The sequence below is a fragment of the Paenibacillus sp. MBLB1832 genome (assembly GCF_032271945.1).
Taxonomy (GTDB): Bacteria; Bacillota; Bacilli; order Paenibacillales; family NBRC-103111; genus Paenibacillus_E; species Paenibacillus_E roseopurpureus.
Genome location: NZ_CP130319.1, coordinates 2,664,166 through 2,688,108 on the forward strand (window position 1 = coordinate 2,664,166; position 23,943 = coordinate 2,688,108).

A 23,943-nucleotide genomic window follows, 5' to 3' on the forward strand; every position below is an offset into this window, starting at 1 on the left:
TGTCAATATGTTTCACCCACAAGTTACTTCATAGAACCGAAAGGATGCAACCTACATGCCACTGATTCCAATTGGCGTTTCAGCCAGACACATACATCTCTCTAAAGAAGATCTATTTACATTATTCGGGGAGGGGTATGAATTAACGAATTTTAAGGATCTCTCACAACCTGGACAGTATGCTGCACAGGAGACGGTAGCTATCGTTGGTCCTAGAGGTCAATTTGAGAAAGTTCGCATTCTAGGGCCGATTCGCCCGCAGACGCAAATTGAAGTTTCACGCACGGACGCTTTTTCATTGGGGATACATCCCCCAGTTCGCGAATCTGGTCAAATCGCAGACACCCCAGGCCTTCGAGTCATCGGCCCTCAAGGTGAAGTGAATCTTGAGAACGGCGTAATCGTTGCCGCCAGGCATATCCACTTCCATACGTCGGACGCGGCAAAATGGGGGATTCAAGACAAACAGCTGCTGCGTGTTCAACTACGCGGAGAGCGTCCTTTGATTTTCGAAGATGTGATTGCAAGGGTATCTGACCAGTTTGCCTTGGATTTGCATATCGATACAGATGAAGGTAATGCTGCAGGTGTCAAAACAGGGGATCAAGCGGAACTTCTCCTCTAAAAATCAAGATAAGAGCCTCAAGTTTGCAGCTTGCGGTTTTTATTTTGCTAGATCTTGCATAATTGGTACATATGCATGCAAATTTATGTGGAATTTCAACGTAACTCGACATATACCGCTAGAGTGCAAGGTGTAAATCATGGTAATATAGTTCCACGAGTAAGTAACTAGTTAGGAGACAACTATGTGGAGACTATCACAAGCAGCTATCATACTTCCCTTGTCACCTTTTCAATTTTGATAGCCATCATTGCATCATTCGCGTCACTTGACCTTGGCATTAGGATACATAAAGCGAAGGGATTTGCAAGGCAAGCATGGCTAGCAGGCGGAGCTTTTGCGATGGGGATGGGCATCTGGTCCATGCATTTCATTGCGATGTTGGCTTTTCATTTAAACATCAGCATAACTTATCAGCTTTCCACGGTCATTTTTTCGGTTATACCCGCACTACTCGCATCCTGGATAGCTTTACATATCATTAGTCGACCGTCTATGCGAGCTTCTCATGTGTTCATTGGAGCAACCTTCATTGCAGCAGGCATCGTCTCCATGCATTATATCGGCATGGAAGGAATGGTGATGGGAGCAACCATTACGTATAATCCATATTTATGGGCACTTTCTGCGATCATAGCGTATGTCGTTTCACTTGTTGCACTACGATTGTTATTCTCGGTAAGGCTGCATGCAGGTACTCGTACCTTATGGATGCGCAAATTGGTGAGTTCCATCATTATGGGGCTTGCGATTTGCGGGATGCATTATACGGGCATGGCAGCGGCAACGTTTCATCATGACCATACCCTTGAAGTATCGACAAGTAGTTTGGACACTTTATTTTTGGCGTATTTGATTGGATTCGGTGTGTTATTTATTCTGGGCTTAGCTTTCATAAGTACGTTTATTGATCGCCGCTTCGAATCCCAATCCAAAACACTGGAGAAACGTTTCCGCTCCGTGGTCGAATCAGCCGTCGATGCGATCATTTTAGCGGATAATAAAGGTCGCATTATCTTATGGAATCAAGGCGCTCATCGTATGTTAGGCTACGGAGAGAATGAAATGATCGGTAAGCAAATGAGTACTCTTTTTCCAGAGAGATATAATTTATTGTATCGAGCAGACATCGCGAAAGCACTGCAGACAGGTAAATCAGAATTGCTGGGGCATACGGTGGAAATGCATGCACTAAGAAATGACCAAAATGAGTTGCCGATTGAAGTGTCGATTGCTATATGGGAAGAAGAGGGAAGTTACTTCTTAAGCAATATCATTCGTGATATTTCTGAACGTAAAAAATCGGAAGAGAAAATAAATCAAATGGTTTATCGAGACCCTTTAACGGGGTTGCCTAATCGCCTGCTTTTAAATGATCGGCTGATGCTAGCCCTTAATCAAGCTGACGCGAATCAACAAGTGATCGGCATTATGTTTATTGATCTTGATCGATTCAAATACATTAATGACACACTCGGTCATGCGATGGGCGATCGACTCTTGGTTGAGGTCGCAGGGCGGTTTCAATCTTGTGTTGGAAAAGGTGATACGCTATCTCGCCAAGGCGGTGATGAGTTCATAATTCTGTGGACGAATACGTCGGAAGATGACATGATGAAAAAGGCGCAACGTATTGTGGAATTGTTTTCACAATCGTTCTCAATCGAAGATCACGAATTATTCGTGACACCTTCGATTGGGATCAGTCTTTACCCAGCAGATGGCAGTGATATGGATACGTTAATCAAAAATGCCGACACCGCGATGTATCGTGTGAAAGAGATCGGCAAAAATGATTTTCAATTTTATACACCTGAAATGAATGAAATGGTGTCTAAGAAAATGCAACTCGAAATCGGATTGCGCAAAGCTTTGGAGCGTAAGGAGTTTGAGGTGTATTACCAACCCCAAATCGATGTAAATTCTGGCAGGGTTATTGGTGTTGAGGCTTTAATTCGTTGGGAGCATCCAAAGCTTGGGTTCATTTCACCAGTAGAGTTCATTCCTATTGCCGAAGAAACAGGCTTAATTATCCCGATAGGGGAATGGGTGCTCAAAGAAGCGTGCCGCCAAAACAAAGAATGGCAGAACCAAGGGTTCCCTGCGATGCGGATGGCGGTTAACATATCATCACGTCAGTTTAAACAAAGTAATTTAATTGCAATTGTAAGTAAAGCGTTAGAAGAATCAGGACTTGAGCCGCATTATCTTGAGTTGGAATTAACGGAAAGTATTATTCAAGATTCCAAGTATGCGATCATGACCATGCATCAGTTGAAGCAGATGGGGATCTACTTGTCAATTGATGATTTTGGGACGGGCTACTCGTCACTGAGCTACCTCAAGCTATTTCCAATTGACAGTCTCAAAATTGATCAATCATTTACACGCAACATGTTCGAAGATGATAAAGATGCTGCGCTTGTACATACCATCATTTCAATGGCTCATAATTTGGACTTAAAGGTAATTGCAGAAGGTGTTGAAACCGAAGCTCAGCTTGCCTTTTTATCACAGCGTCAGTGTAATGAAGCACAAGGTTACTTATTTAGTAGACCGCTTCCTGCACATGCGATATCAGAGCTGATCAAGCACCCATATACGTATGGTTAACTCATACGCAAAAGTCTTCTCAATAGAGAAGGCTTTTGTTGTTTTGGAGATAACATGAAGCGTATATGGATATATAGCCAGGTTTTATGCTATAATTTGATATTGGGTTCATACAACTATAGAGCTAATCTTTAAGATAAAGGGAAGTGAATGCAACATGTCAAAGGAGAACCAGAATACATCGGACTTAAAATCCGACAAGGTTAAGGATTACTCCAAATACTTTGACTTCTCTGATGCGAAGGTAGTAAGTCAAGATGAAGATAAAACGACGTATCGCATTAAAGGACGAAATATTCAGATCAATTCAGCACCGAATTATAAAGATGAGAAGCAACGTGGGAAAGAGGATATTCAGGTTCATTACGATTTTGCAATTCCTGAAGATATGCAGGCATTTGGTAAGGACAAGTATTATCTTATAACGACCTATGGTTGCCAAATGAACGAGCATGATACCGAAGTGATGAAGGGTCTGTTCGAGCAAATGGGCTATCAGGCAACAGAGGACAAGCAATTAGCAGATGTCATCCTTCTAAACACGTGTGCGATACGTGAAAATGCGGAAGATAAAGTGTTCGGTGAGCTAGGTCATTTGAAGACATTGAAAGCGCAAAAGCCTGGACTTATTCTTGGCGTTTGCGGTTGTATGTCCCAAGAGGCATCTGTCGTCAATCGCATTATGCAAAGGCATGCCTTTGTAGATTTGATATTCGGAACCCACAATATTCATCGATTGCCGAGTCTTTTGAAGGATGCCTTTTTTAACAAAGAAATGGTTGTTGAGGTATGGTCGAAGGAAGGCGATATCGTTGAGAATCTTCCCAAAAAACGGGAGGGGATCCGCGCTTGGTTGAACATCATGTACGGTTGTGACAAGTTCTGTACCTACTGTATTGTCCCATACACACGTGGGAAAGAGAGAAGTCGCAGACCGCAAGATGTGCTGGCAGAAGTGAGGGACTTAGCTCGCCAAGGCTTTCAAGAAATTACACTGCTTGGACAAAACGTCAATGCCTATGGCAAAGACTTTGAAGATATAACGTACTCCTTCGCTGATTTGATGGATGATATACGAAAAATTGATGTTCCACGTATTCGTTTCACAACATCGCATCCTCGCGATTTCGATGATGACTTAATCGAAGTGTTAGGTAAACGAGGCAACCTTGTTGAACATATTCACTTGCCAGTGCAAGCAGGAAACACGGAAGTACTGAAACGAATGAGCCGGAAGTATTCCAGGGATCACTATCTTCAACTGGTTGATAAAATTCGTGCAACCATTCCAGATGCCGTCCTTACGACGGATATCATCGTTGGGTTCCCTGGTGAGACGGATGAGCAGTTCGAAGATACGATGACGCTGTACGAAAAGGTCGGATTCGACTTCGCTTTCACCTTCATTTATTCTCCGAGAGAAGGAACGCCGGCAGCGGAAATGGAAGACAACGTGCCGATGGAAGTGAAGAAGCAGCGTTTATACCGTCTCAATGAGCTTGTTAATCAGTTAAGTAAAGACAGCAATGAGAAGCTGTTGAATCAAACGGTTGAAGTATTGGTTGAAGGCGAAAGTAAGAACAACCCGGATGTACTTGCGGGTCGTACGCGTACGAATAAGCTGATCCACTTCACTGGCGATCCATCCCTCATTGGTCAAATGGTTGACGTCAAAGTGACGCAGGCGCAAACGTGGATTTTGAAAGGCGAGATTGTGCCTAAGCCGTTAGAAGTTTCTGTTTAAACTCGATAATCAAGATAAATAGGAGTGTGTTTAGAAATGTCCCACTGTGATCACACACATGATGATAATCAGCCTCACGCGTTCAAAGTTGAAGAGTTTACAAATACGGAAATGATCGTTCGTGAAGATATTTTGGCAAAAGCGAAAGAACTCGCTAATTTGCTCACAACATCGAATGAAGTTCAGTTTTATCAAAAAGCTGAAAAGCAAATCGCCTCAAATCCTGATATTCAGGGATTAATTAGTGCCATTAAGAAAAAGCAAAAGGAAATCGTTGCGTTTGAAACGTTCCAAAACAAGAAGATGGTCGAAAAAATCGAGAATGAAATTGAAGTGCTGCAAGATCAACTCGATGAAATTCCGATCGTGAATGAGTTCAAACAGACACAAGAAGACATCAATTATTTGCTGCAACTTGTGATGTCTGTTGTCCGTGATACGATCTCCGAAAAAATTAATGTAGAAGCAGGCGCGGCAGAAGCACCTACATCATGTGATTAAGGATCTGCTTTCTGCGTATAGGGAATCGCCCTCAATAAGCAGGCAATCGCTTGAATTGAGCGGCGATTTTTGCCAAATTGACCACTAGACTTACATGAAGGAGAGTTGTCATGCTGACAGTTCGTAATTTAAGTAAAGTATTTCCTCCAGACAACCAAGTATTATCGCAGATTAGTTTTCAGGTCGATGCCGGTGAATTTATTGCGGTTATTGGAAGCAGTGGAAGCGGGAAGACAACCTTGCTGCGCTGCATCAGCCATCAAGAGAAATGGTCTAGCGGGCAGCTCATCTATAACTCCAATGACATTACGAAGCCAGGTCCGTGGGATCGATTTAAATTAGGAAAAGATTTTGCCTATTTGGAAGAAAAGCCTACGTTGAATCGAAATAAAAGCGCTGTCAAGAATGTGTTGATGGGGCGCGTTTACCAAGCACCTTTGCGCATACTTACAGGCTTAACCTCTCGGAATGAACACGTGGATAGCATGGACTATCTGGAGAAAGTAGGTTTGCTCGATAAAGGTGATAAGAAAGTAGGCCAACTCAGCGGTGGCGAACAACAGCGTGTGGCAATCGCGAAATCACTGATTCTAGGACCGAAGATTCTCGTTGCAGACGAGCCTGTCTCTGGACTTGATCCGAAATCTACCGAGTATATTCTGCAGGATCTGAAATCACTTTGCAAAGATCGGAACATGAGCGTGATTGCAACCTTACACAAAGTTGAATTAGCGGAACGATTCGCTACCCGCATTTGGGGCGTATCTGAGGGTAGAATCGTGTTGGATATTCCAGCTAGGCCGCTTACGTTGCGTGAGAAAAAGCTCGTATTTGGTGAAATTTAAGATGATTAAAGTTCTTTTCGTTTGTTTAGGTAACATTTGCCGTTCCCCGATGGCAGAAGCAGTATTTCGTCATCAGGTAAAGGCTGCTGGCTTACAAAATGTCATTTCCATTGATTCTGCAGGAACAGGGGATTGGCATATCGGACATCCGCCGCATCAGGGGACAAGAGAAATACTGGATCAACATCAGATTTCATATGAAGGCATGCGTGCAAGGCAGGTTCGCCCAAACGATTTCCATGACTTCACATACATCATTGCCATGGATGATAGTAATGTAACCAATCTGGCTTCCTTCGCGCCAAAGACTGTTCAAGGAGAGCAGCGGGCATCGATCCATAAGCTCTTGGACTTCTCAAGCAATCGTGATGAAACGGAAGTGCCAGATCCTTACTATACAGGTAAGTTTCAAGAGGTATATGACTTGGTCGAAGAAAGCTGCCGTCAATTGCTTGCTTACATCGTTCAAAAGGAATCGCTAGCGGAATAATCGCGGAATAGTAAAAAAGCAAGAAAGAAGAGCGTTTCTTTAAACTGGTACCCATGTACTAGACACTTTGAAAAAAAGTGTTTAGTGTATGGGTACCTTTTTGTATACTTGAGTGAACAGTGGGGGCGAGCTTATGAGTAAAAAACACTTTAATCATATCGAACGGGAGCAATTAACGAACAACCGATATGTCTTACGAGTCAGTGAAAAATCAATTACGTATTCAGATGAATTCAAACGTTTGTTCATCGATCAGTACCTGTTAAAGAGAACGCCTAGAGAGATATTTGAATTATGTGGGTTTCATGTGGAAGTCCTCGGGTTGAAGCGTATTGAACAGTGTGCAGATCGATGGAAGAAAGCCTACGAGAAAGACGGAATCATTGGACTTGCAGACTCACGTAAAGAAGCCGTGCTGCGTCCTTCAAGACGTGCCTTGTCGCCTGATGAGATCATTGCTAGACAAGAAGCGAAGATTAGACTTTTGGAGGCTCAATTAGAATACGTAAAAAAGTCAGACAGGAACGAAAGGAGGCTGTTAGCAAACGGGGAAAACCTAAACCAAAGTGAGTGTTTCAAACTGATTCAAGAGGCTGCCCAGCAAGGCTTGGGGCGAATGACACGTTACTTTTGCCAATTGCTTAATGTGTCTCGATCTGGGTTTTACAATTACCTGAACTCTGCGGACAAGCGCCAGAAGCGTGCGCTGGCGGACGAGCAAGCAGGTGCGCTCATTAAGAAAGCTTTTAACCGAAAAGGCTACAAAAAGGGCTCCAGATCCATTAAGATGACGTTGGAGAACGTATATAATACCTGTTACAACCTGAAGCGTATACGAAGGCTCATGAAAAAATTTGACCTCGTATGTCCTCATCGAAAGCCTAACCCGTATCGGCTTATGGCCAAAGCAACACAAGAACACCGCACGCTTCCCAATAAGCTACAGCGGAATTTCAAGAAAGGAATTCCAGGTCTTGTGCTGCTCACCGACATAACCTATCTTCCGTATGGCAAATCGCAGACGGCTTATTTGTCGACTATTTTGGATGCCTCCACAGGAGAGCTTCTAGCACATACCCTCTCCGAATCCCTCCATTTGCCACTAGCAACAGGAACCATTGAAACGTTAATGAGGCAGAGGCGTTTGAAGCTCCATAAGGATGCCTTCATTCACTCGGATCAAGGGAGCCATTACACGAGCCCGACCTACCAGAAATTATTGAAGACTAAAGGCATTGGACAATCAATGTCAAGACGAGGGAATTGCTGGGACAATGCCCCACAGGAGTCCTTCTTCGGTCATATGAAAGATCATGTAAAGAGCTTAAACTGCACAACTTTGGTAGAATTGCAACGAGAAGTTAACCGATATGTTCATTATTACAATCATCACAGATACCAGTGGGGATTAAAAAAGATGACTCCTGTACAGTACAGGAATCATCTCTTAAGTGCAGCATAGCTTCCTTTTTTTCAAAGTGTCCTTGACTAAGGGTTCAGTTTACTTCTTCGTCTTGCTTTTTTTTTTTTTATTTGAGTTGAAAGCTAATGGAACACCTTGTGCCACAGTTAAGACTGCTTGAGAAAGAGATTTTGCCATTCATTTTCTGAATCATATTCATGACGACGACGAGCCCAAGTCCTGTTCCGTGTTCTTTGGTCGTGAAAAACGGCTTGCCGATCGCATTCAACTGAGAGGGGGTCATGCCGACACCTGTGTCCGTAATCGAGATTTGAACAGCGTTCGGGTGTTTCCAGGTGCGTAAGGAAAGCTTTCCGCCATTGGGCATGGATTCAATTGCATTTTTAATTATATTCAGGAAGCATTGCCGCAGTTTCTGAGATTCACCCAAAATAAAGAGCGGAGTGTCACTCTCATGTGATACATCAATAGAGACTAATGAATCCGCTGCATATGGAGTAATAAATCGAATGGTATGATCCAATTCCTGTTGGATATTGAGCTGTTCTAGCAAGTTCTTTGAAGGCTTCGCATAATTCAGGAAATCTGTCAAAATCGTTGTGGATTGATCGACGCCAGATAGGGCCATATCGAGATATCGTTTGCGATCAGCATCCGTGAGATTGGATTGTTTCAACAGTTGTAAAAAACCGCGTGTTGAGGTAAGCGGATTTCGAATTTCGTGAGAGATCGTCGCGGATAACTCGGCGAGCATGCGATTTTTCTCCAATTGAGCAATCTTTTTTTTCTGGATTTCATAGTTGTTGATGAAGTAGAGCAAGCCCATCATGACCCATAAGGATATGAAAGCAAATAAGACGACATAACCCGTATAGAAGGAAAAGGATGATCTGAAATAAGGCGTCAAAGGTGCATACAGGAGCTCATACATAATGAGAATACCCGTGGCATAGGCTAGCTTGATTTTCAAAGAGGCAGTGGCAATATGATTTCTGAATAGTAACGAAATGATCAATGTAAAAGTACTGCTAAGTAGTGCAGGTTCCCAATAGTAGTTCAAAACAAACATACAACCTAAATTGAACATCACCCAAGTCAGGATTGACGGTATCATACCAACGCAGAGGGTCACGAAGATTAAGCAGACAGGCGCTAATTGCAAAGAGTATATTAACGGCTCAATGTCCGAGAAGTTCCAGTAAAGCAGGATAAACGTACTGAGAATGCAGGTGAATAATATATTTAATTGTACGGGTTTGTTAATAAAATGTGGAGCAATGACAAGGTGGAGCAGGGCAGCGCTCATCATATAAAAGACACCATGCAGCTCGATGGCAGCGATTAAATAAAGCAAACATGACCATCCTTTCCATAATTCGACAGTATGGTAACTGTTTCTACATTATCTCACAGATCGCAATCTAATCAAGAGTTAAGAGGCGATCAAAAGCTAAAGATTTGATAAAGACTTATGGTCATGACTTATACCAAGCTGTATAATGAAGAAAACACGACTTGCAAACGTTTACAATATAGTAGGGTTTATGCCGAGGAGTGATGTGAATGCGGACGTGCTCACAGGTTTGCGGTGTTGTATTTAATCCGATTGAAGACGATTATGTTGACGTATGCGAGGATTGTGAGGGAGGGGATCAGGCCGAGGATGACTGCAATGCTTCCAGTAGTTATTATTTGGGAGCCTGCGGACTTATTATAGATTATTTGCTGTAATGCACTTCTGTAAAAAAAGGTTGATTACCAGCCATTTCTTGTTACAATGATAGTAGATTTACTATTCATACTATTCACTCTTTATGCAGTTCCATTTTTGAAAGGAGACCAAGCATGGTAACTTTACCTAAATTGAACGATCTCGGTTTTTTCGAGATTAGGCTGGAATCCATCGGCGGTCTAGGCGCAAATCTAGCAGGCAAGATGCTGGCAGAAGCAGGAGTCGTTGGCGTTGGTTTGAACGGTGTTAGTTTCTCATCCTATGGATCAGAGAAGAAAGGATCAGCCGTAAAAGCGCATATTCGTTTTTGTGACATGGATACGCAGATTCGGGATACGTCTCCCGTTGAACGACCGCATGTTGTTGGTGTTTTTCATGAATCGCTTTCCAAAACTGTAAACGTTATCAGTGGCATCTATGAGGATAGTACTGTACTAGTAAATTCTACAAAGTCTCCGGATGAGCTGAAAGAAAAGATGAAGCTTCGAGGAGGAACGATTGCTGTTATTGATGCGATCGGTATTTCGTTGGAGGAGAAAAATCGGGTCAATATGGCGATGCTGGGAGCCTTGTTCCGGTTATGTGATTTTCTTGATCCCGACGTGATGCGCGGCGTCATTCGGAAGTCGTTAGAGAAGAAGTATCCGCTTGCGGTAGCTCCAGCGTTGCGCACATTTGACCGCGGATACAACGAGGTTAAATTTCAAACGTATGCGCTTCCAGAAGGGCAGTCCATGCCTGATTTTGTACGAATGGATACACCGGTTCTTGGGTTTGCAACCCAGCCGATCGGCGGTGTTGTGACGAATCCTGGTAATAGTATTTTGAAAGATTTGAGCATTTCCCGCGCGGGTATGATGCCACATTTTCATGAAGATAAATGTATTCATTGCGCTTCCTGCGACAATGTGTGCCCTGACTTCTGCTTTGTTTGGGATGAGCTCCCTGACAAAAAAGGCCGTCCGCAAATGTTCCTGCAAGGTATTGACTATCAGTATTGCAAAGGCTGTCTGAAATGTGTACAGGCTTGTCCAACCGAAGCGCTCTCACAGGAGCGGGAAGAAGATGGTTATGCTGATCTTCATCGCATGCCTCATCGTTTCAATCTAGCTATAAACTCTTAGAGAGTATTTATGGGAGAAGGGTGGAACTACTCGCATGTCCATTGATATCAAGAAGGAATTAGGGCAAGCCAAAGTCGAGCAGCGCATCGTGTATGAATCAGGGAATGAAATGGCGGCTTATGCAGCTCATCAAATTAATTATCACGTCATGGGTTACTTTCCGATTTCACCATCCACGGAGGTTGCTCAGTTTCTAGATCTCATGAAGTCCAATGGACAGCATGATATTGTTCTTATTCCTGCTGACGGGGAGCACGGCTCCGCGGGTATATGTTATGGTGCATCAACTGCTGGCGGCCGCGTATTCAACGCGACTAGCGCCAACGGTTATTTGTACATGTTAGAGCAAATGCCAGTGCAATCTGGAACAAGGTTCCCAATGGTTCTAAACCTGGTGTGCCGATCTGTATCGGGGCCGCTGAACATTCATGGTGATCATTCAGATCTGTACTATGCCTTGAATACGGGATGGCCAATCCTGATGTGCCGCGATCCGCAAGCGGTATATGATATGAATATTATGGCGTTAAAATTAGCCGAAGACCCAGCGGTGCGCCTGCCTGTCATGGTTGCTTCGGACGGTTATTTCACCTCTCACCAGAAGCGTCGTGTACAAACTTTTGCACATCGGGCAGATGTGCATGCCTTCATCGGCGAGAAGCCGCAAGGCTTCCCAGATACCTTAGATCGAAATAATCCGATAACGGTCGGACCGTATATGAATGAGCCGGATTATATCAATAACTGTTATCAACAATCGGTGGCGATGTATAACGCCGAAGAAGTGTTTGACCGCATTCGGCAAGAATATGCCGATTTGACGGGTCGTGACTATCCGATTCTTGATTTGTATCGGATGGAAGACGCGGAAGTCGCGGTGTTCTTGATGAATTCGGCCTCCGAAATCATCAAAGACGTCGTCGACCAGCTACGCGAGAAGGGCATTAAAGCAGGTGCGCTCGCACCGAATTTGATCCGTCCATTCCCAGCGAAGCAGATTGCAGCGGCGCTGAAGAACGTAAAGGCGATCACCGTAGGCGATCGCGCGGATTCGTATGGCGGACATGGCGGTAACATGGTCAATGAAATTAAGGCGGCCCTGTTCACTGAAGGGAATAGGGACACGCTTGTCATAAGCCGAATCTATGGCTTAGGCGGGAAGGACTTTTATGCCGAGGATGGGCATAACTTGTTCCAATTCGCCATCGACGCGATGGAGAGCGGCAAGGTCGAAGTGCCTTTCGATTACTACGGGCATACACCTGGAGATCCATCGAAAGCACCGAAGCGCGTGTTGACACCGATGAAGTATGAAGATTTGAATACAGGACTTATCACGGTTACACCAGATGAGAATACAGGGAAGTTGAATGTGCGGATCCCGCCGCTGCGCTCACTGACGAAGAAGCCGAAGCGGATTGCGCCAGGGCATGGCGCGTGTCCAGGGTGCGGTATTTTCTCAGGTCTGGAGCTGTTCTTTAAAGGCATCGAAGGCGATATCGTTTCCATTTTCCACACAGGATGTGCGATGGTTGTCACGACGGGTTACCCTTATTCAGCGCATAAAGCTACGTATATCCATAACCTGTTCCAGAATGGTGCTGCGACGCTGTCTGGGGTGGTCGAAATGTTCTGGGAGCGTAAGCGCCGCGGTGAGCTTGATCATCTGGGGTTAAAGGACGATTTCACCTTCGTGATGATTACGGGCGACGGCGGGATGGATATTGGCATGGGGCCAGCGATCGGGGCTGCGTTGCGTAACCACAAGATGATCATTCTGGAGTACGATAATGAAGGATACATGAACACAGGCGCGCAACTGAGCTACTCGACACCGATGGGGCATCGGACTTCGACGTCCAACGTAGGGAAGCATCAAGGCGGGAAGGTGTTCCATCACAAGGATACCGCGCAAATTATGGCCGCGACGCATATTCCTTATGTGTTTACAGGCTCGGAAGCGTACCCGCAGGATTTGGTGAAAAAAGCCGCAAAGGCACAATGGTATGCTCAACATGAAGGCCTCGTATACGGCAAAATTCTCATCGCCTGCCCGCTTAACTGGCTGTCGGACGATCAGGAAGGCTCCAATATCGTGGGGGCTGCCGTTGACTCTTGCTTCTTCCCACTATACGAAGTGGAGCATGGTGTCACGACCATTACGTATAATCCTGAAGAAAAGAGCAAGAAGATTCCGCTGTCCGACTGGCTGAAGACGATGGGTAAAACGAAGCATCTCACGAAGCCAGAGTATGAAGGTTCACTAAAGTCGTTTGAGACCGAGGTTGACCGCAGGTGGAATATGTTAAAAGCGAAGCATGAGAATGCTTATCTATAAGCATTAATAAGCGAAATGAAAGGCACATTCCCCTTGTGGTGAATGTGCCTTTTTAAAGGAGGAAACCCAATGCCCTTAGTACTACATAACACATCAACTAATCAACTATATACATGCATGCTCGTTAATCATTATGGATTGGCCTACTATGGGGTGAAGTTCTGGAACGAATGGGAGGAAGCAGAGACAGGTGCACCCGAATTTTTAGCATCGCAATCGGTAGATGAACCAAGTCAATGGCAGCTCATGGAGATCCAGGAAAACGAGATGAAGATATGCAATGTCAAGCTGCGTAATTCTGCTCAATGGCAGCTATACTGGTCGTTGGAAACCAGAAAGCCCGAGGTGCGGAAACTGGAAATTTAAACCGTGTCGTCAATAGGCATAACGCCATGCACAATGGGACAATAATCACAACCTTTCACCTATATTCGCGTTCGGCCCCCTCAAACTATAATAAGGTTACGAAAACAAATTTTAACATCTAACAGCAAGACGATAGGCAACTTATGAGAGGATGAGGGAACGACGATGAAAAAGTGGACAACCTTAGTTGCAGCACTCATGGTTATATTGACGTTAGTAGTACCGAAGGAATCACAAGCTGAGGATGGGGTCACCACCAAAGGTCAGATTGTGGCAGGTGTCAGTTTTCGAGATCAACCTAGCACATCAAGCAATGTCATTCGTATGTTGAAAGCCAATGAGATCGTAACGGTAACGGATTACACGACGCCTAGTTGGTTTCAAATTAAGGATGCACAGGGTGTCAAAGGATACGTATCGACCAATAGTAAATACATAAACATCATTAGTAATGCTGAAATTATTTATGGCGTTAACTTTCGCACAATGCCGACTTCGGAAGCGGGTTCAGGCTCCAAGGTGATTCGCTTGCTTGCGAAAGGTGAAGAAGTACTAGTTACGGATAAAGTAAACGACAATTGGTACAAAATTGAAGATGGTAACGGTGTCATCGGATATGTGAGCTCCAGTTCGAAATATATTATCACTGATTTCTCAGTCATAAAACCGAATATGCCGCTAGGCGATGAAATCGAAGCTGTCATCTCGGCGGGCCAAGGATACATGGGAACACCATATGAATATGGTTCTGCACGGAATGATCCGAGCACATTTGATTGCTCTGATTTCATTCAGACGATATTCTGGGATGCGCTTCGCTTATCCTTGCCAAGTGATTCAGCCGCTCAAGGCAGTTATGTTCGGTCCCTGGGACCTATTGTCAAAGATTGGACAACATTGAAACGTGGGGACCTAATGTTCTTCAGCAGCTACAAAGGCGCCAAAGCTTCTGATTATGCAGGTGTTAATATTTTGACAGAACCGATTACACATGTAGGCATTTATTTAGGAAACGGTCAAATGCTTCATACCTACTCCGTTGAATCAGGTGGCGTTCGCATCGATACGATCGATGGAAAGCAGTGGGAAAATCGATTTTTGTATGGCGGCAGTGTTTTACGATAAGTTGATGGTTCGAACAGGCCATGTGTGCCATATACTATAGAAAGAGGCGGATGCTGCCTTAGCATCCGCCTTTTTCTTACACATCGAGGCATGTGTATTTCCTTGATTCTATGGAGAAGGGAGGGTCTAATCTTGAAATTTTCCAACAAATTTTCAACGACCAACCAGTCACTGGAATTTAGGAACACAACGGAAAGAGGACTTAACCTGAATACCGTGCACGAACGGATTCTTCAGTTTATGCGACAAGACCCTGTAGCAACCTACAAATTTATTATCGGCACTGACTGTCAAGTGCACACAGGGCATACGAAATTCATTACTGGCGTGGTTATTCAGCGACTAGGGAAAGGCGCATGGGCGTGTTATCGGCAAGTGATCGTGCCCAGAGCCCTTTACTCCATTAAAGAGAAACTGTCGATGGAAACCACTTTAAGTGAAGAAATTGCGATGTATTTTGACGAGAATAAGCGTTCAGAGATGGAAAATATTATTATGCCGCACGTATATCAAGGCGCTACGTTCGATATGTATATTCATATTGATGCGGGAGATGACGAGAATCGCAATCGAACCGCCAAGTTCGTTCAAGAAATGGTAAGACGTGTCGAGTCAGTGGGCATGGTGCCTGTGATTAAGCCAGATTGCTATGTAGCTTCTGCGTATGCGAACCGGTTCTCGAAGAAACCGTACCGACCCCAATATGAGGAGAATGAGGTTAGGGATGGCAGCTTATAAGTATGGAATAAAACCGTTAACTCAGATGGTCATGGAGATCAAGAGAGCTAACGGTTTTATAATTGCAGATCACGTGGTACATTTGAAAAGGATTTTAGCGATGAATTAACGAAGTAGGCTAAGTAGATGCTGCATGTCACTAGGAGGAATACCATGAACAAAACGTTTATCATTGAAGCTGTCATGCTAGCTGTCCATGGTCAGTTAATGCTGCCTGTGAAGCCTGTGACGTATCTCATCCCGTATACAACGATTCAGGAGTTATATGAGTTGCAAACGAGCGATGAACCGATTATGGTACACACGGAAGACGATGGTTTTGTCAAAGGGATGATTGGCGAGCTGATTCATTTCTTTGAGGAATCTTTTAATAAGAAAAAAGTTGAAAAAGCGTTGACGATGCCATGGGGAAAAAGCCCGCCATTGCCGATCAATGAACATGTGATTTTACAAATTGTTAATGCGATTGATAATGAGGCTTATGGCGATCATCTGGATCCCATCGAAACGGAATTGATTCTAACTGCAATGAAAGAAAAAGCGGTGATTCTGACCGATCAAATGGAATTTATCGACAGAATTATCGAGATGGCCATTCCTGTTGAGACGTGTGATGTAGAGGATTTCGAGTTTGTCGTGGAAGACGATAATCAAGTATAGAACGAGGAGCTGACAAGGGTAGTATGCGTGTGAAAGATCAAGAAGAACGTTTAATGGAGGTACCTTCTCATTGGTTCCCAACACAGACCTGGAAGCTTCGCATTGGAACAGGCGGGATGAACAATACAACACGATTCGTTGATGTAGATGATCGAACGTACGTACTGAGACTGTACGAGACACATCGTGACAGGAATAAGATTGCCTTTGAACATCGAGTGCTGCTCCAATTAGCGGCAATCCGAGAAGAATTAGCTTTTGAAATCCCGCGGCCGCTCGAAAGGCCAAATGGCGAAACGGTTGTTACGCTTGGTGAGGAAGGAGGGAAGCTGGCGGCGCTGTTCACTTTCACAGAAGGTCAGAATCCGATCGAAGTTTCCTCACGTCATCTCACGGAAATGGGGCAAGCTGTTGGCCAGTTGTCCAAGTGTTTAGCCCAAATATCCGTCGATATTCAGCCGCAATATAACCCTTACTATGAGATTGAGCATATACACCCAAGTTGCACACCAGAAGCAATTCGTGCATTCTGCCTGCAAGCGCCAGAGCCCTTCACAAAGCAGCAGAATAAGCTGAAATACATTTACAGCCGCTATATGGCGTTGTATGACGCAATTCCCGCGATCCGCAAGTTACCGCATCAGCTTGTGCATGGCGATATCAATGGGTCGAATATGTTAGTGAATGAGAATGGGCACATTGCCGCTATTCTAGACTTCGAATTCGTGACGATGGACGTGCGAGTCATGGAATTGGCTGTGTGTCTATCCGATTTAATTGATCCTGCCATGGATGAAAAGGTACTTAGAGCGCGGTGTACAGCTTTCTATCAAGGCTATCAATCCTACATCCAGCTTGGCGATGATGAGATTCGAGTATTACCTCTATTAATCGAGCTTCGGAGGTTGGATGTGTTTATTCATTTTCTAGGCCGATATATGGATGGCGTTGATCCGCAAGGCGTTCTTGTCGATATTATTCAGAATACATATGAAAAAACGAAATGGCTTGACGTTCACGATACGCTGCTGCGTTTCACTACGCGGGAGATGAAATAGACCGCTTTACTCACCTTTAGGTAAGTAAGACACGTTTTTTTCAGTTCTTTTCAGGCACATAACCTTCAACTATACTGTACATAGACAACTGCTTTCCAGTGAAAACTGTTTGCAGTGACATTTGAAGGAGGACAATCATGGTCTATCAAGCTAGTTCTACGCGTTATGCAGAAATGAAATATAATCGTTCGGGTAAGTCGGGGCTTAAACTGCCAGCCATTTCGTTGGGGCTATGGCACAATTTCGGCGGGGTAGACCTGCATGAGAACGGGAAGGCGATGCTGCTTCGTTCCTTTGATTTGGGAATTACCCACTTCGACTTAGCGAACAACTACGGGCCTCCGCCAGGATCTGCGGAAGAACTGATGGGTCGCGTGCTGAAGAGTGATCTGGCTGCGTACCGTGACGAGCTCATTATCTCCACTAAAGCAGGGTATTACATGTGGGAAGGGCCATACGGGGAGTGGGGCTCCAAGAAATATCTCGTTTCCAGCTTGGATCAAAGTTTGAAGCGCATGGGTCTTGAATATGTAGATATCTTCTACTCTCACCGACCAGATCCGAACACACCGCTTGAAGAAACCATGGCTGCACTGGATCAAATCGTTCGTCAAGGGAAAGCTCTCTATGTGGGAATATCCAGCTATTCGCCTGAGCAAACGAAGGAAGCTGCTGCTATTCTGAAACGTATGGGGACACCTCTGTTAATTCATCAACCTGTATACAGCATGTTTAATCGTTGGATTGAGGATGGCTTGCAAGATGTGCTGGATGAAAATGGTGTAGGCAGTATCGCTTTCTGTCCACTAGCGCAGGGATTGTTAACGAATAAATACGTAAGTGGTATCCCGGCAGATTCAAGAGCTGGACGTCCGGGCACGTTCTTGAAATCAAATGATATTACGGAAGAGAAGCTAAGCCAAATCAATCAACTGAACGAAATCGCAAGTTCACGCGGTCAAAGCTTGGCGCAAATGGCGCTAGCTTGGGTGTTACGCGGCGGACGTGTGACGTCTGCATTGATCGGGGCGAGCCGCGTTTCTCAAATCGAGGAAAATGTGGCTGCTTTGAAAAACCTGGAGTTCGCTCCGGAAGAACTCGACGCAATCGAAAAAATCCTGAAGTAATCTTCAGGATTCCAATCGTCGATCGATGGCCTCGGACATCGTGCGGTCCGTGAGGTGTGCATAGATTTGCGTCGTTTCTGGCGACGCGTGTCCCAGTTGTTCTTGCGTTTTGTACAAGTCATTCTGTAAGTAGTAATCCGTGGCGAAGGAATGCCGCAGCTTATGTACAGACAGAAAAGGTTTGCCGAAACGCTTGGCATATTTGATCACAAGCTCTTGAATGGCGCGTTTCGTCATTCGTTCGCCTTCTTTTTTGCCATTTGCGATGGCAAGGAAGAGGGCTTTTTCTCTTTTTACAGGCTTATAGCGTGTGGAACGAATGGCTAAATAATCAGTTAAAGCTTGAATCGCATCGAGTCTGAAATAGACGGGCGTTTTGAATGTATCGTCATTTTTACCTTTACGGTATACGTGGGTGAGCTTCATTTTCAGATCAATATCATCGACATTCAAGTTGAACACTTCGGATACACGCAAACCAGAATTAAGAATCAGCGTGATGATACAAGCATCGCGAACTTTATTTAATTCATACGCATAGAGCGCTTGTTTATTGGTCGCAACATCGTGCTCATACCCGTGCTTGACATAGTCAATGAACTCCACGATTTCGGTTTCTTGCAGCAGCTTTCCTTCCAGCTTGGCCGCACTATCCTTCGCTTTATGGGAGCGCTTAATTTCGACCTTGGCCATCACATTCCGCTTCAGAAGCGGGTAGAAGTCATCGTCCTCGGCAATTTGGCTCAAATAATGAAATAAGGAGCGAAGCGCCGAGAGCTTGCGGTTAATCGTTGTTTTGCCATTTGCTTGCACTTTACGTGTAGCTAAGAACATGCGAAAATTATTGATGCTGTCCATATGTAATTTCTCTAGATCATCTAGTGTTACTTGATTCATCGCTGTCGCTGTACTCAAGCCTTCTGCCAGTAGCCAGGACAAGAAGATTTCATAATCTCGGACATACTCGAGCAGCGATGAGGGGGAGAGGTCGGGGAGCTTATAATTGATGAATTTCTCAATAAACCAAGGCATGGAGGGGACGCGCCGATCCAGTTCTTGCCGATCCTTCACCTTAATAATATTCATAGTCGGTCACCTCTTCACGGTCATGCTGATAGTATACCAGTGGTAATGTGAAATTGGTAGGCATGGAAAGCAAACTTTTCATCAGGGTGAGTCGTTATATCTACATCAAGAGCAATTCATGAAAACGTGCGCGGTAAAAGGAGTGTCAGTCATCATATGGCTATCAAAGATCAATTAGAAGCGGAGCTAATCGCTTGCATCACCGAGCATAAAGCCAATGTGTACCGTTTAGCCTACACCTACGTCAAGAATCAGGAAGATGCACTCGATATTGTGCAAGATGCGATTCAGAAGGCGCTATCGGCTTCGGGCACACTCAAGAATACGACATACATCAAGAGTTGGTTTTACCGGATCGTGGTGAACACGGCACTTGATTTTCTACGGAAGCATAAGAAGCTGACCATTATCGATGACATCACGCTGGAAGCGATGACGCCTGGCAGTGAAGATACATATGCGAATATCGATTTGGAAAAGGCTTTGGACGAATTGCCAACGATGTATCGCAGCGTAGTTACGCTTCGATATTTTGAAGATTTGAAGATCGATGAAATTGCTGATGTGTTAAAAGAAAATACAAGTACGATCAAGACACGCTTATATCACGCTTTGAAATTACTGCGTATCAAATTGCTCGATGATTCGCTAGTGGAGGTCAACTAACTATGGACGAGAAGATTGAACAAATGAAACAACAATATATGGACATTCCGATCCCAGCTGAGCTGGATTTTATTGTGAATCGTGCGATTCAGCTCCATAAGAAAAAGTCGAAGCGCAGCATGAAATGGGTTGCCGCGGCAGCAGCAGCCGTCGTGATCCTTGTAGCAGGTTTGAATACGAGCCCAGCGCTTGCACAATCACTATCTGAGGTACCATATGTAGGTAAAATCATGAAAGTGTTAACCTTCCGTGCTTATACGTTTGATGATGGTGCGCACATCGCGAAGATCGAAGTACCGATCATCACGAACATAGATAATAAAACGTTAGAGGAATCCCTTAATACGAAGTATTTAGAGGAAAGTAAGGAGCTGTACGCTAGTTTCATGACGGATATGGAGAAGATGAAGGCGAGCGGAAAAGAAGGGCATCTAGGTGTGGATAGTGGATATGTCGTCAAAACGGACAATGATCTTATTTTGGCTGTAGGCCGATATGTGGTCAATACGGTTGGATCTTCGTCCACGACCTTCCAATATGACACGATCGATAAGAAAAACCAGCTGCTGATTACGTTACCAAGCTTGTTTAGAGATGAAAGTTACGTTCAAACGATAAGTCAAAATATTAAAGAGCAAATGCTGCAGCGCATGAAAGATGACCCGTCCAAAGTGTACTGGGTGGAGGGAGCTCCCATTGACGCGAAAATGGCGATTTTTAAAACCATCAAGAAAGATCAAAGCTTCTATATCAATGCTCAGAATAAATTGGTCATCGTCTTTCAAAAGTATGAGGTCACTCCAGGGTATATGGGCGTCGTCGAATTCGTCATTCCAACGAATCTGATTTCGGAACAATTGAGTACACATGCCTATCTTTCGCCCGAATAAAAACAGTCACGGTTGTCTACATTAATTGGGTAGGATCAACAACAGCTGGGGGTATTACCATGCCGCAACAAGAGGAACTTGGTTTAGACCAATTGAAGGAAGTAGCTCAAAAAGCGGAGCAAGCCGCCGAACAAACACTACAAGTCGCACAGCAAATTTATTCGCAGGCTACGGCCGCAGCCCTAACGGAAGCCGAGCAGGAGCTTGAAGCGTTACAAGGGCAGATTAAACAAGCGCAGCAAAAAACAGAAGAACTAAAGCATGAATTAAAGACAACGAAGGAATCTACACAGTCCTAAGGAGGAAATAAGCATGCCGAGACGTCGAAGTGGACCACATACCATTGATCCGAACAAAGCGATGATTAAAGAAGTCCATTATGAGGACGGGAGTATTCAAGCGGTGAAGTTTCAGAATGGTCAGGTCGTCGATGTCCAAACAGCCATCGAGATGACCGAAGCGGATTTAATCGAAGATGCAAATACGGGTGTGAATCGCGAAGGAGAGAAAACGCTGCGTTCGTATCCTGATGGCGATCCGAGCAATAATTTATCGAACTTACCGCGGTTCTAAACGTGTTGATCTAGAAAGCTGCTTGCCAATGGTGAGCGGCTTTTTGGCATTAAAAAAAGCTGCTGAGCAAGCTCGGCAGCTAATGGATACGGTTACAGATTACTTTTTAAAATGTGAGGACAAGTACTTGTAAACGACCCCTAATGCACCAATGTAGTAGAAGACTTTGATAATGAAATCGGAATGATCTAATGGCATCATGTTGGATAATAGGAATAAAGGGAATACGTAATACAAGAGACCTTGCAAGTAAGACATAATCATAGAGCTCGAGAATGTGCCTGTTGTGAGTGATTTAACAAAATCAACGACAAAGCTCAGACCCATGACCCCTAAGACAAGCCACATTGTGTAAAGCATTAAACCCGTCAGTGTAAGTGTCATGTTTGACTCACCTCCACATACGAAGATTTGCTTTCGTTACATTCTATGCATGGAGTTGACAAGTCGTGCTAGGTCACCCGAAAAAAAGCAACGTTACGTATGCATGGACTTTCGAAAGAGAAGTGGAGAAACGCCGACATATTTCTTGAATATCCGCGAAAAATAAAATTCATCCTTATAGCCAAGTGAACTTGCAATGACTTTTACGGAATCCGTCGTGTTAAGCAAAATGTTTTTGGCCTCGGCCATTTTCATCCTATGTATATAGGTATTTAATGGGAACCCCGAGTAGTCATTCACAATTCTTCGCAGTGTTGATAATGAAATATGGTGCCGATTAGCAAATGCTTGGGCATCAAAAGCTTGATAGATGGAAAGTGTGAGATCTTCTATCAGATTACTATGCTGCTGAGATTTTGGCGTATCCGAGGATGCTTCCGCACCTTGTATGAATTCAAATAATAGGGATTCAACAAGCAAAGCAGCACGATCAATATTGCCCGGAATACCGCTTTCCATCAGGTTAAAAATGCGCTCAATGCGATGCTGCTGCGCGGCATCTTCCGTTCCAACTTGCTTAACTTGATCGAGTTGCGTCAGCCAGCTTTCTTGCCATTCTTTGATACGTGAACCCTCCAACGAGAAATAAAATTCATCCCAATAGCCGCCAGGCGCAGGGCCGTAATGATATGTGCAATTGGGGCGAAAAACAAATAAACTGCCGCTTTCAACCTGCTGAACAGGTCCCTGATTTACACGGTATGTGCCGCTGCCTCCAGCAATATAGACGATAGCCCACTTCTCGAAAGTGGCATGTTCCCGATACATAATACGCCCAGGTAAATGACCGACATTTAATATTCGAAGGGATTGCAGCTTTAATTTACTAGCATCAATAGGCAGTGTAATGATACGAAGCGGATAGGGGCTTATCGTATTGTCCATGAATCTAGGCATAACATGCATTCCTTCCAAGATGTCTACGTGATATGACAATGAAAGTTAATACGCATTAACTTTCATCTCTGATGTGCGAGGCAAAGTATGTCCTTCTTATTTTACCAAAAAAACCGAGCAGAAAGTGAGATCAACATGATATAACGACCGCACTCCTCCTTACGTCTTTCTGAGATGGCAGCTGGAGAAGGGGATAGACGGAAAGTTAACTCCATATATATTTAATAGTATTAACTAAATGAATGACCCCAAAAATGCCGCTCCAATAGGGTAGTTGACGAAACTATGGTATAATGAAAACCATTATGGCATGAAGGCAGGGACGATTGCAGCATGAATGGACAAAATCGAAAAGATGTCGTACCTGGCAAAGAGGTACACATCGTGTTAAAGCAGGATCAGCGCAGCGGAAAGTTAACGCGGGGGATCGTGAAAGATCTTCTGACGAATTCCCCAACGCATCCGCATGGGATCAAAGTAAGACTCACCGATGGACAAGTTGGTCGTGTGAAAGAAATTATTTCGCCGTCCAGCTGACGGAAGACGAAGGGGAAGTTGTTAGATGGCAAAACAAAAAGTAGCCAAGCGGCCGACACGCGACGAATTCGTACTCGAAGAAATCGGCAATCAATTGTCGGAAGCGAAGATGGAGAATTCCGAAATTGTTTTGACGGTATGGGGGAGAGAAGAGATCGTCCGTGGCACGATTGAAGCGATGGACTCCCGAACAGGGAGAGTGCACATGAAGTGTAACGGAGAGATCGATAAAGTCCCGTTCATGGATATTATGAAAGTGGAGTACCCGCGAGATTAGGGGGAATAAAGAAGAACCGCGAGCATCGCGGTTTTTTCTCATTTTCTGACGTAAATAGGTATGA

The 23,943-nt window shown here is 44.4% G+C and carries 26 protein-coding genes; 22 read left to right on the plus strand and 4 right to left on the minus strand.

Translation table 11 applies throughout. From position 1 onward, the window contains the following. Nucleotides 1-55: 55 nt before the first annotated feature. The 7 genes from pduL to MJB10_RS11760 all read left to right on the plus strand — a co-directional run bounded on the left by pduL (nucleotide 56) and on the right by MJB10_RS11760 (nucleotide 8,280). Nucleotides 56-625: a phosphate propanoyltransferase gene (gene pduL / locus MJB10_RS11730; RefSeq protein WP_314805026.1), complete on the plus strand. Its 570-nt coding sequence runs from the start codon at nucleotides 56-58 to the stop codon at nucleotides 623-625. A gap of 186 nt (nucleotides 626-811) precedes the next feature. Next, nucleotides 812-3,238, plus strand: a complete 2,427-nt coding sequence (locus MJB10_RS11735; RefSeq protein WP_314805027.1) for an EAL domain-containing protein — start codon at nucleotides 812-814, stop codon at nucleotides 3,236-3,238. A gap of 157 nt (nucleotides 3,239-3,395) precedes the next feature. Continuing rightward, complete coding sequence (gene miaB, locus MJB10_RS11740) at nucleotides 3,396-4,982, plus strand: tRNA (N6-isopentenyl adenosine(37)-C2)-methylthiotransferase MiaB (protein ID WP_314805028.1); 1,587 nt, start codon at nucleotides 3,396-3,398, stop codon at nucleotides 4,980-4,982. 36 nt (nucleotides 4,983-5,018) lie between these two features. Continuing rightward, entirely contained in the window at nucleotides 5,019-5,483 is a 465-nt protein-coding gene (locus MJB10_RS11745) for a RicAFT regulatory complex protein RicA family protein (RefSeq protein ID WP_397386600.1), read from the plus strand. A 110-nt stretch (nucleotides 5,484-5,593) separates the two neighbouring features. Continuing rightward, nucleotides 5,594-6,328: a phosphonate ABC transporter ATP-binding protein gene (locus MJB10_RS11750; RefSeq protein ID WP_314805030.1), complete on the plus strand. Its 735-nt coding sequence runs from the start codon at nucleotides 5,594-5,596 to the stop codon at nucleotides 6,326-6,328. A gap of 1 nt (nucleotide 6,329) precedes the next feature. Further along, the gene (locus MJB10_RS11755; protein WP_314805031.1) at nucleotides 6,330-6,818 is read left to right on the plus strand and encodes a low molecular weight protein-tyrosine-phosphatase; all 489 of its coding nucleotides are present in this window, start codon (nucleotides 6,330-6,332) and stop codon (nucleotides 6,816-6,818) included. Nucleotides 6,819-6,951: 133 nt separating this feature from the next. Beyond that, nucleotides 6,952-8,280 (plus strand): IS3 family transposase, encoded by a 1,329-nt coding sequence (locus MJB10_RS11760; protein WP_314798311.1) that lies wholly within the window; start codon nucleotides 6,952-6,954, stop codon nucleotides 8,278-8,280. A 67-nt stretch (nucleotides 8,281-8,347) separates the two neighbouring features. On the opposite strand, the gene MJB10_RS11765 is transcribed toward MJB10_RS11760, so the two are convergent. Then, complete coding sequence (locus MJB10_RS11765; RefSeq protein ID WP_314805032.1) at nucleotides 8,348-9,595, minus strand: HAMP domain-containing sensor histidine kinase; 1,248 nt, start codon at nucleotides 9,593-9,595, stop codon at nucleotides 8,348-8,350. 209 nt (nucleotides 9,596-9,804) lie between these two features. Between MJB10_RS11765 and MJB10_RS11770 the strand changes: the two genes are divergently transcribed. From MJB10_RS11770 to mgrA, 9 genes are all read left to right on the plus strand, one after another. After that, on the plus strand, nucleotides 9,805-9,972 hold the full coding sequence (locus MJB10_RS11770) for a hypothetical protein (protein WP_314805033.1): 168 nt from the start codon (nucleotides 9,805-9,807) through the stop codon (nucleotides 9,970-9,972). A 114-nt stretch (nucleotides 9,973-10,086) separates the two neighbouring features. Next, on the plus strand, nucleotides 10,087-11,097 hold the full coding sequence (locus tag MJB10_RS11775; RefSeq protein ID WP_314805034.1) for a 2-oxoacid:acceptor oxidoreductase family protein: 1,011 nt from the start codon (nucleotides 10,087-10,089) through the stop codon (nucleotides 11,095-11,097). Between the two features lie 34 nt (nucleotides 11,098-11,131). Beyond that, nucleotides 11,132-13,435, plus strand: coding sequence for a thiamine pyrophosphate-dependent enzyme (locus tag MJB10_RS11780; RefSeq protein WP_314805035.1), 2,304 nt, complete (start codon nucleotides 11,132-11,134; stop codon nucleotides 13,433-13,435). A gap of 69 nt (nucleotides 13,436-13,504) precedes the next feature. Next, nucleotides 13,505-13,801, plus strand: a complete 297-nt coding sequence (locus tag MJB10_RS11785; protein ID WP_314805036.1) for a hypothetical protein — start codon at nucleotides 13,505-13,507, stop codon at nucleotides 13,799-13,801. Nucleotides 13,802-13,966: 165 nt separating this feature from the next. Continuing rightward, nucleotides 13,967-14,926, plus strand: coding sequence for a C40 family peptidase (locus MJB10_RS11790; protein WP_314805037.1), 960 nt, complete (start codon nucleotides 13,967-13,969; stop codon nucleotides 14,924-14,926). 132 nt (nucleotides 14,927-15,058) lie between these two features. Further along, nucleotides 15,059-15,664 carry a ribonuclease H-like YkuK family protein gene (locus MJB10_RS11795; protein WP_314805039.1) on the plus strand — a complete coding sequence of 202 codons (606 nt, stop codon included), beginning with the start codon at nucleotides 15,059-15,061 and terminating at the stop codon, nucleotides 15,662-15,664. Between the two features lie 153 nt (nucleotides 15,665-15,817). Further along, the gene (locus MJB10_RS11800; protein WP_314805041.1) at nucleotides 15,818-16,324 is read left to right on the plus strand and encodes an ADP-heptose synthase; all 507 of its coding nucleotides are present in this window, start codon (nucleotides 15,818-15,820) and stop codon (nucleotides 16,322-16,324) included. A gap of 23 nt (nucleotides 16,325-16,347) precedes the next feature. After that, entirely contained in the window at nucleotides 16,348-17,382 is a 1,035-nt protein-coding gene (locus MJB10_RS11805) for a phosphotransferase (protein WP_314805042.1), read from the plus strand. 137 nt (nucleotides 17,383-17,519) lie between these two features. Next, on the plus strand, nucleotides 17,520-18,509 hold the full coding sequence (gene mgrA / locus MJB10_RS11810; protein ID WP_314805044.1) for an L-glyceraldehyde 3-phosphate reductase: 990 nt from the start codon (nucleotides 17,520-17,522) through the stop codon (nucleotides 18,507-18,509). A 3-nt stretch (nucleotides 18,510-18,512) separates the two neighbouring features. On the opposite strand, the gene xerS is transcribed toward mgrA, so the two are convergent. Next, a complete protein-coding gene (gene xerS, locus MJB10_RS11815) occupies nucleotides 18,513-19,595 on the minus strand; it encodes a tyrosine recombinase XerS (RefSeq protein ID WP_314805053.1) in 1,083 nt (360 codons plus the stop codon). A 156-nt stretch (nucleotides 19,596-19,751) separates the two neighbouring features. On the opposite strand from xerS, the gene MJB10_RS11820 reads away from it, so the two are divergent. From MJB10_RS11820 to MJB10_RS11835, 4 genes are read left to right on the plus strand one after another with little or no spacing between them, the layout of a single operon-like run. Further along, entirely contained in the window at nucleotides 19,752-20,261 is a 510-nt protein-coding gene (locus MJB10_RS11820; protein WP_314805058.1) for an RNA polymerase sigma factor, read from the plus strand. 2 nt (nucleotides 20,262-20,263) lie between these two features. Further along, nucleotides 20,264-21,151 carry an RsiV family protein gene (locus MJB10_RS11825; RefSeq protein WP_314805061.1) on the plus strand — a complete coding sequence of 296 codons (888 nt, stop codon included), beginning with the start codon at nucleotides 20,264-20,266 and terminating at the stop codon, nucleotides 21,149-21,151. Nucleotides 21,152-21,210: 59 nt separating this feature from the next. Next, nucleotides 21,211-21,450, plus strand: a complete 240-nt coding sequence (locus MJB10_RS11830) for a hypothetical protein (protein WP_314805062.1) — start codon at nucleotides 21,211-21,213, stop codon at nucleotides 21,448-21,450. A 13-nt stretch (nucleotides 21,451-21,463) separates the two neighbouring features. Further along, nucleotides 21,464-21,724 carry a DUF3892 domain-containing protein gene (locus MJB10_RS11835; RefSeq protein ID WP_314805064.1) on the plus strand — a complete coding sequence of 87 codons (261 nt, stop codon included), beginning with the start codon at nucleotides 21,464-21,466 and terminating at the stop codon, nucleotides 21,722-21,724. Between the two features lie 99 nt (nucleotides 21,725-21,823). Here the strand turns inward: MJB10_RS11835 and MJB10_RS11840 are convergent, their stop codons facing one another. Together MJB10_RS11840 and MJB10_RS11845 are read right to left on the minus strand one after the other, a co-directional pair. Next, the gene (locus MJB10_RS11840) at nucleotides 21,824-22,108 is read right to left on the minus strand and encodes a hypothetical protein (RefSeq protein WP_314805066.1); all 285 of its coding nucleotides are present in this window, start codon (nucleotides 22,106-22,108) and stop codon (nucleotides 21,824-21,826) included. Nucleotides 22,109-22,201: 93 nt separating this feature from the next. Then, entirely contained in the window at nucleotides 22,202-23,065 is an 864-nt protein-coding gene (locus MJB10_RS11845; protein WP_314805068.1) for an AraC family transcriptional regulator, read from the minus strand. A gap of 333 nt (nucleotides 23,066-23,398) precedes the next feature. Between MJB10_RS11845 and MJB10_RS11850 the strand changes: the two genes are divergently transcribed. Further along, nucleotides 23,399-23,602, plus strand: coding sequence for a YwbE family protein (locus MJB10_RS11850; protein WP_314805070.1), 204 nt, complete (start codon nucleotides 23,399-23,401; stop codon nucleotides 23,600-23,602). A gap of 25 nt (nucleotides 23,603-23,627) precedes the next feature. Continuing rightward, nucleotides 23,628-23,879 (plus strand): YolD-like family protein, encoded by a 252-nt coding sequence (locus MJB10_RS11855; RefSeq protein WP_314805072.1) that lies wholly within the window; start codon nucleotides 23,628-23,630, stop codon nucleotides 23,877-23,879. Nucleotides 23,880-23,943 lie beyond the last annotated feature (64 nt).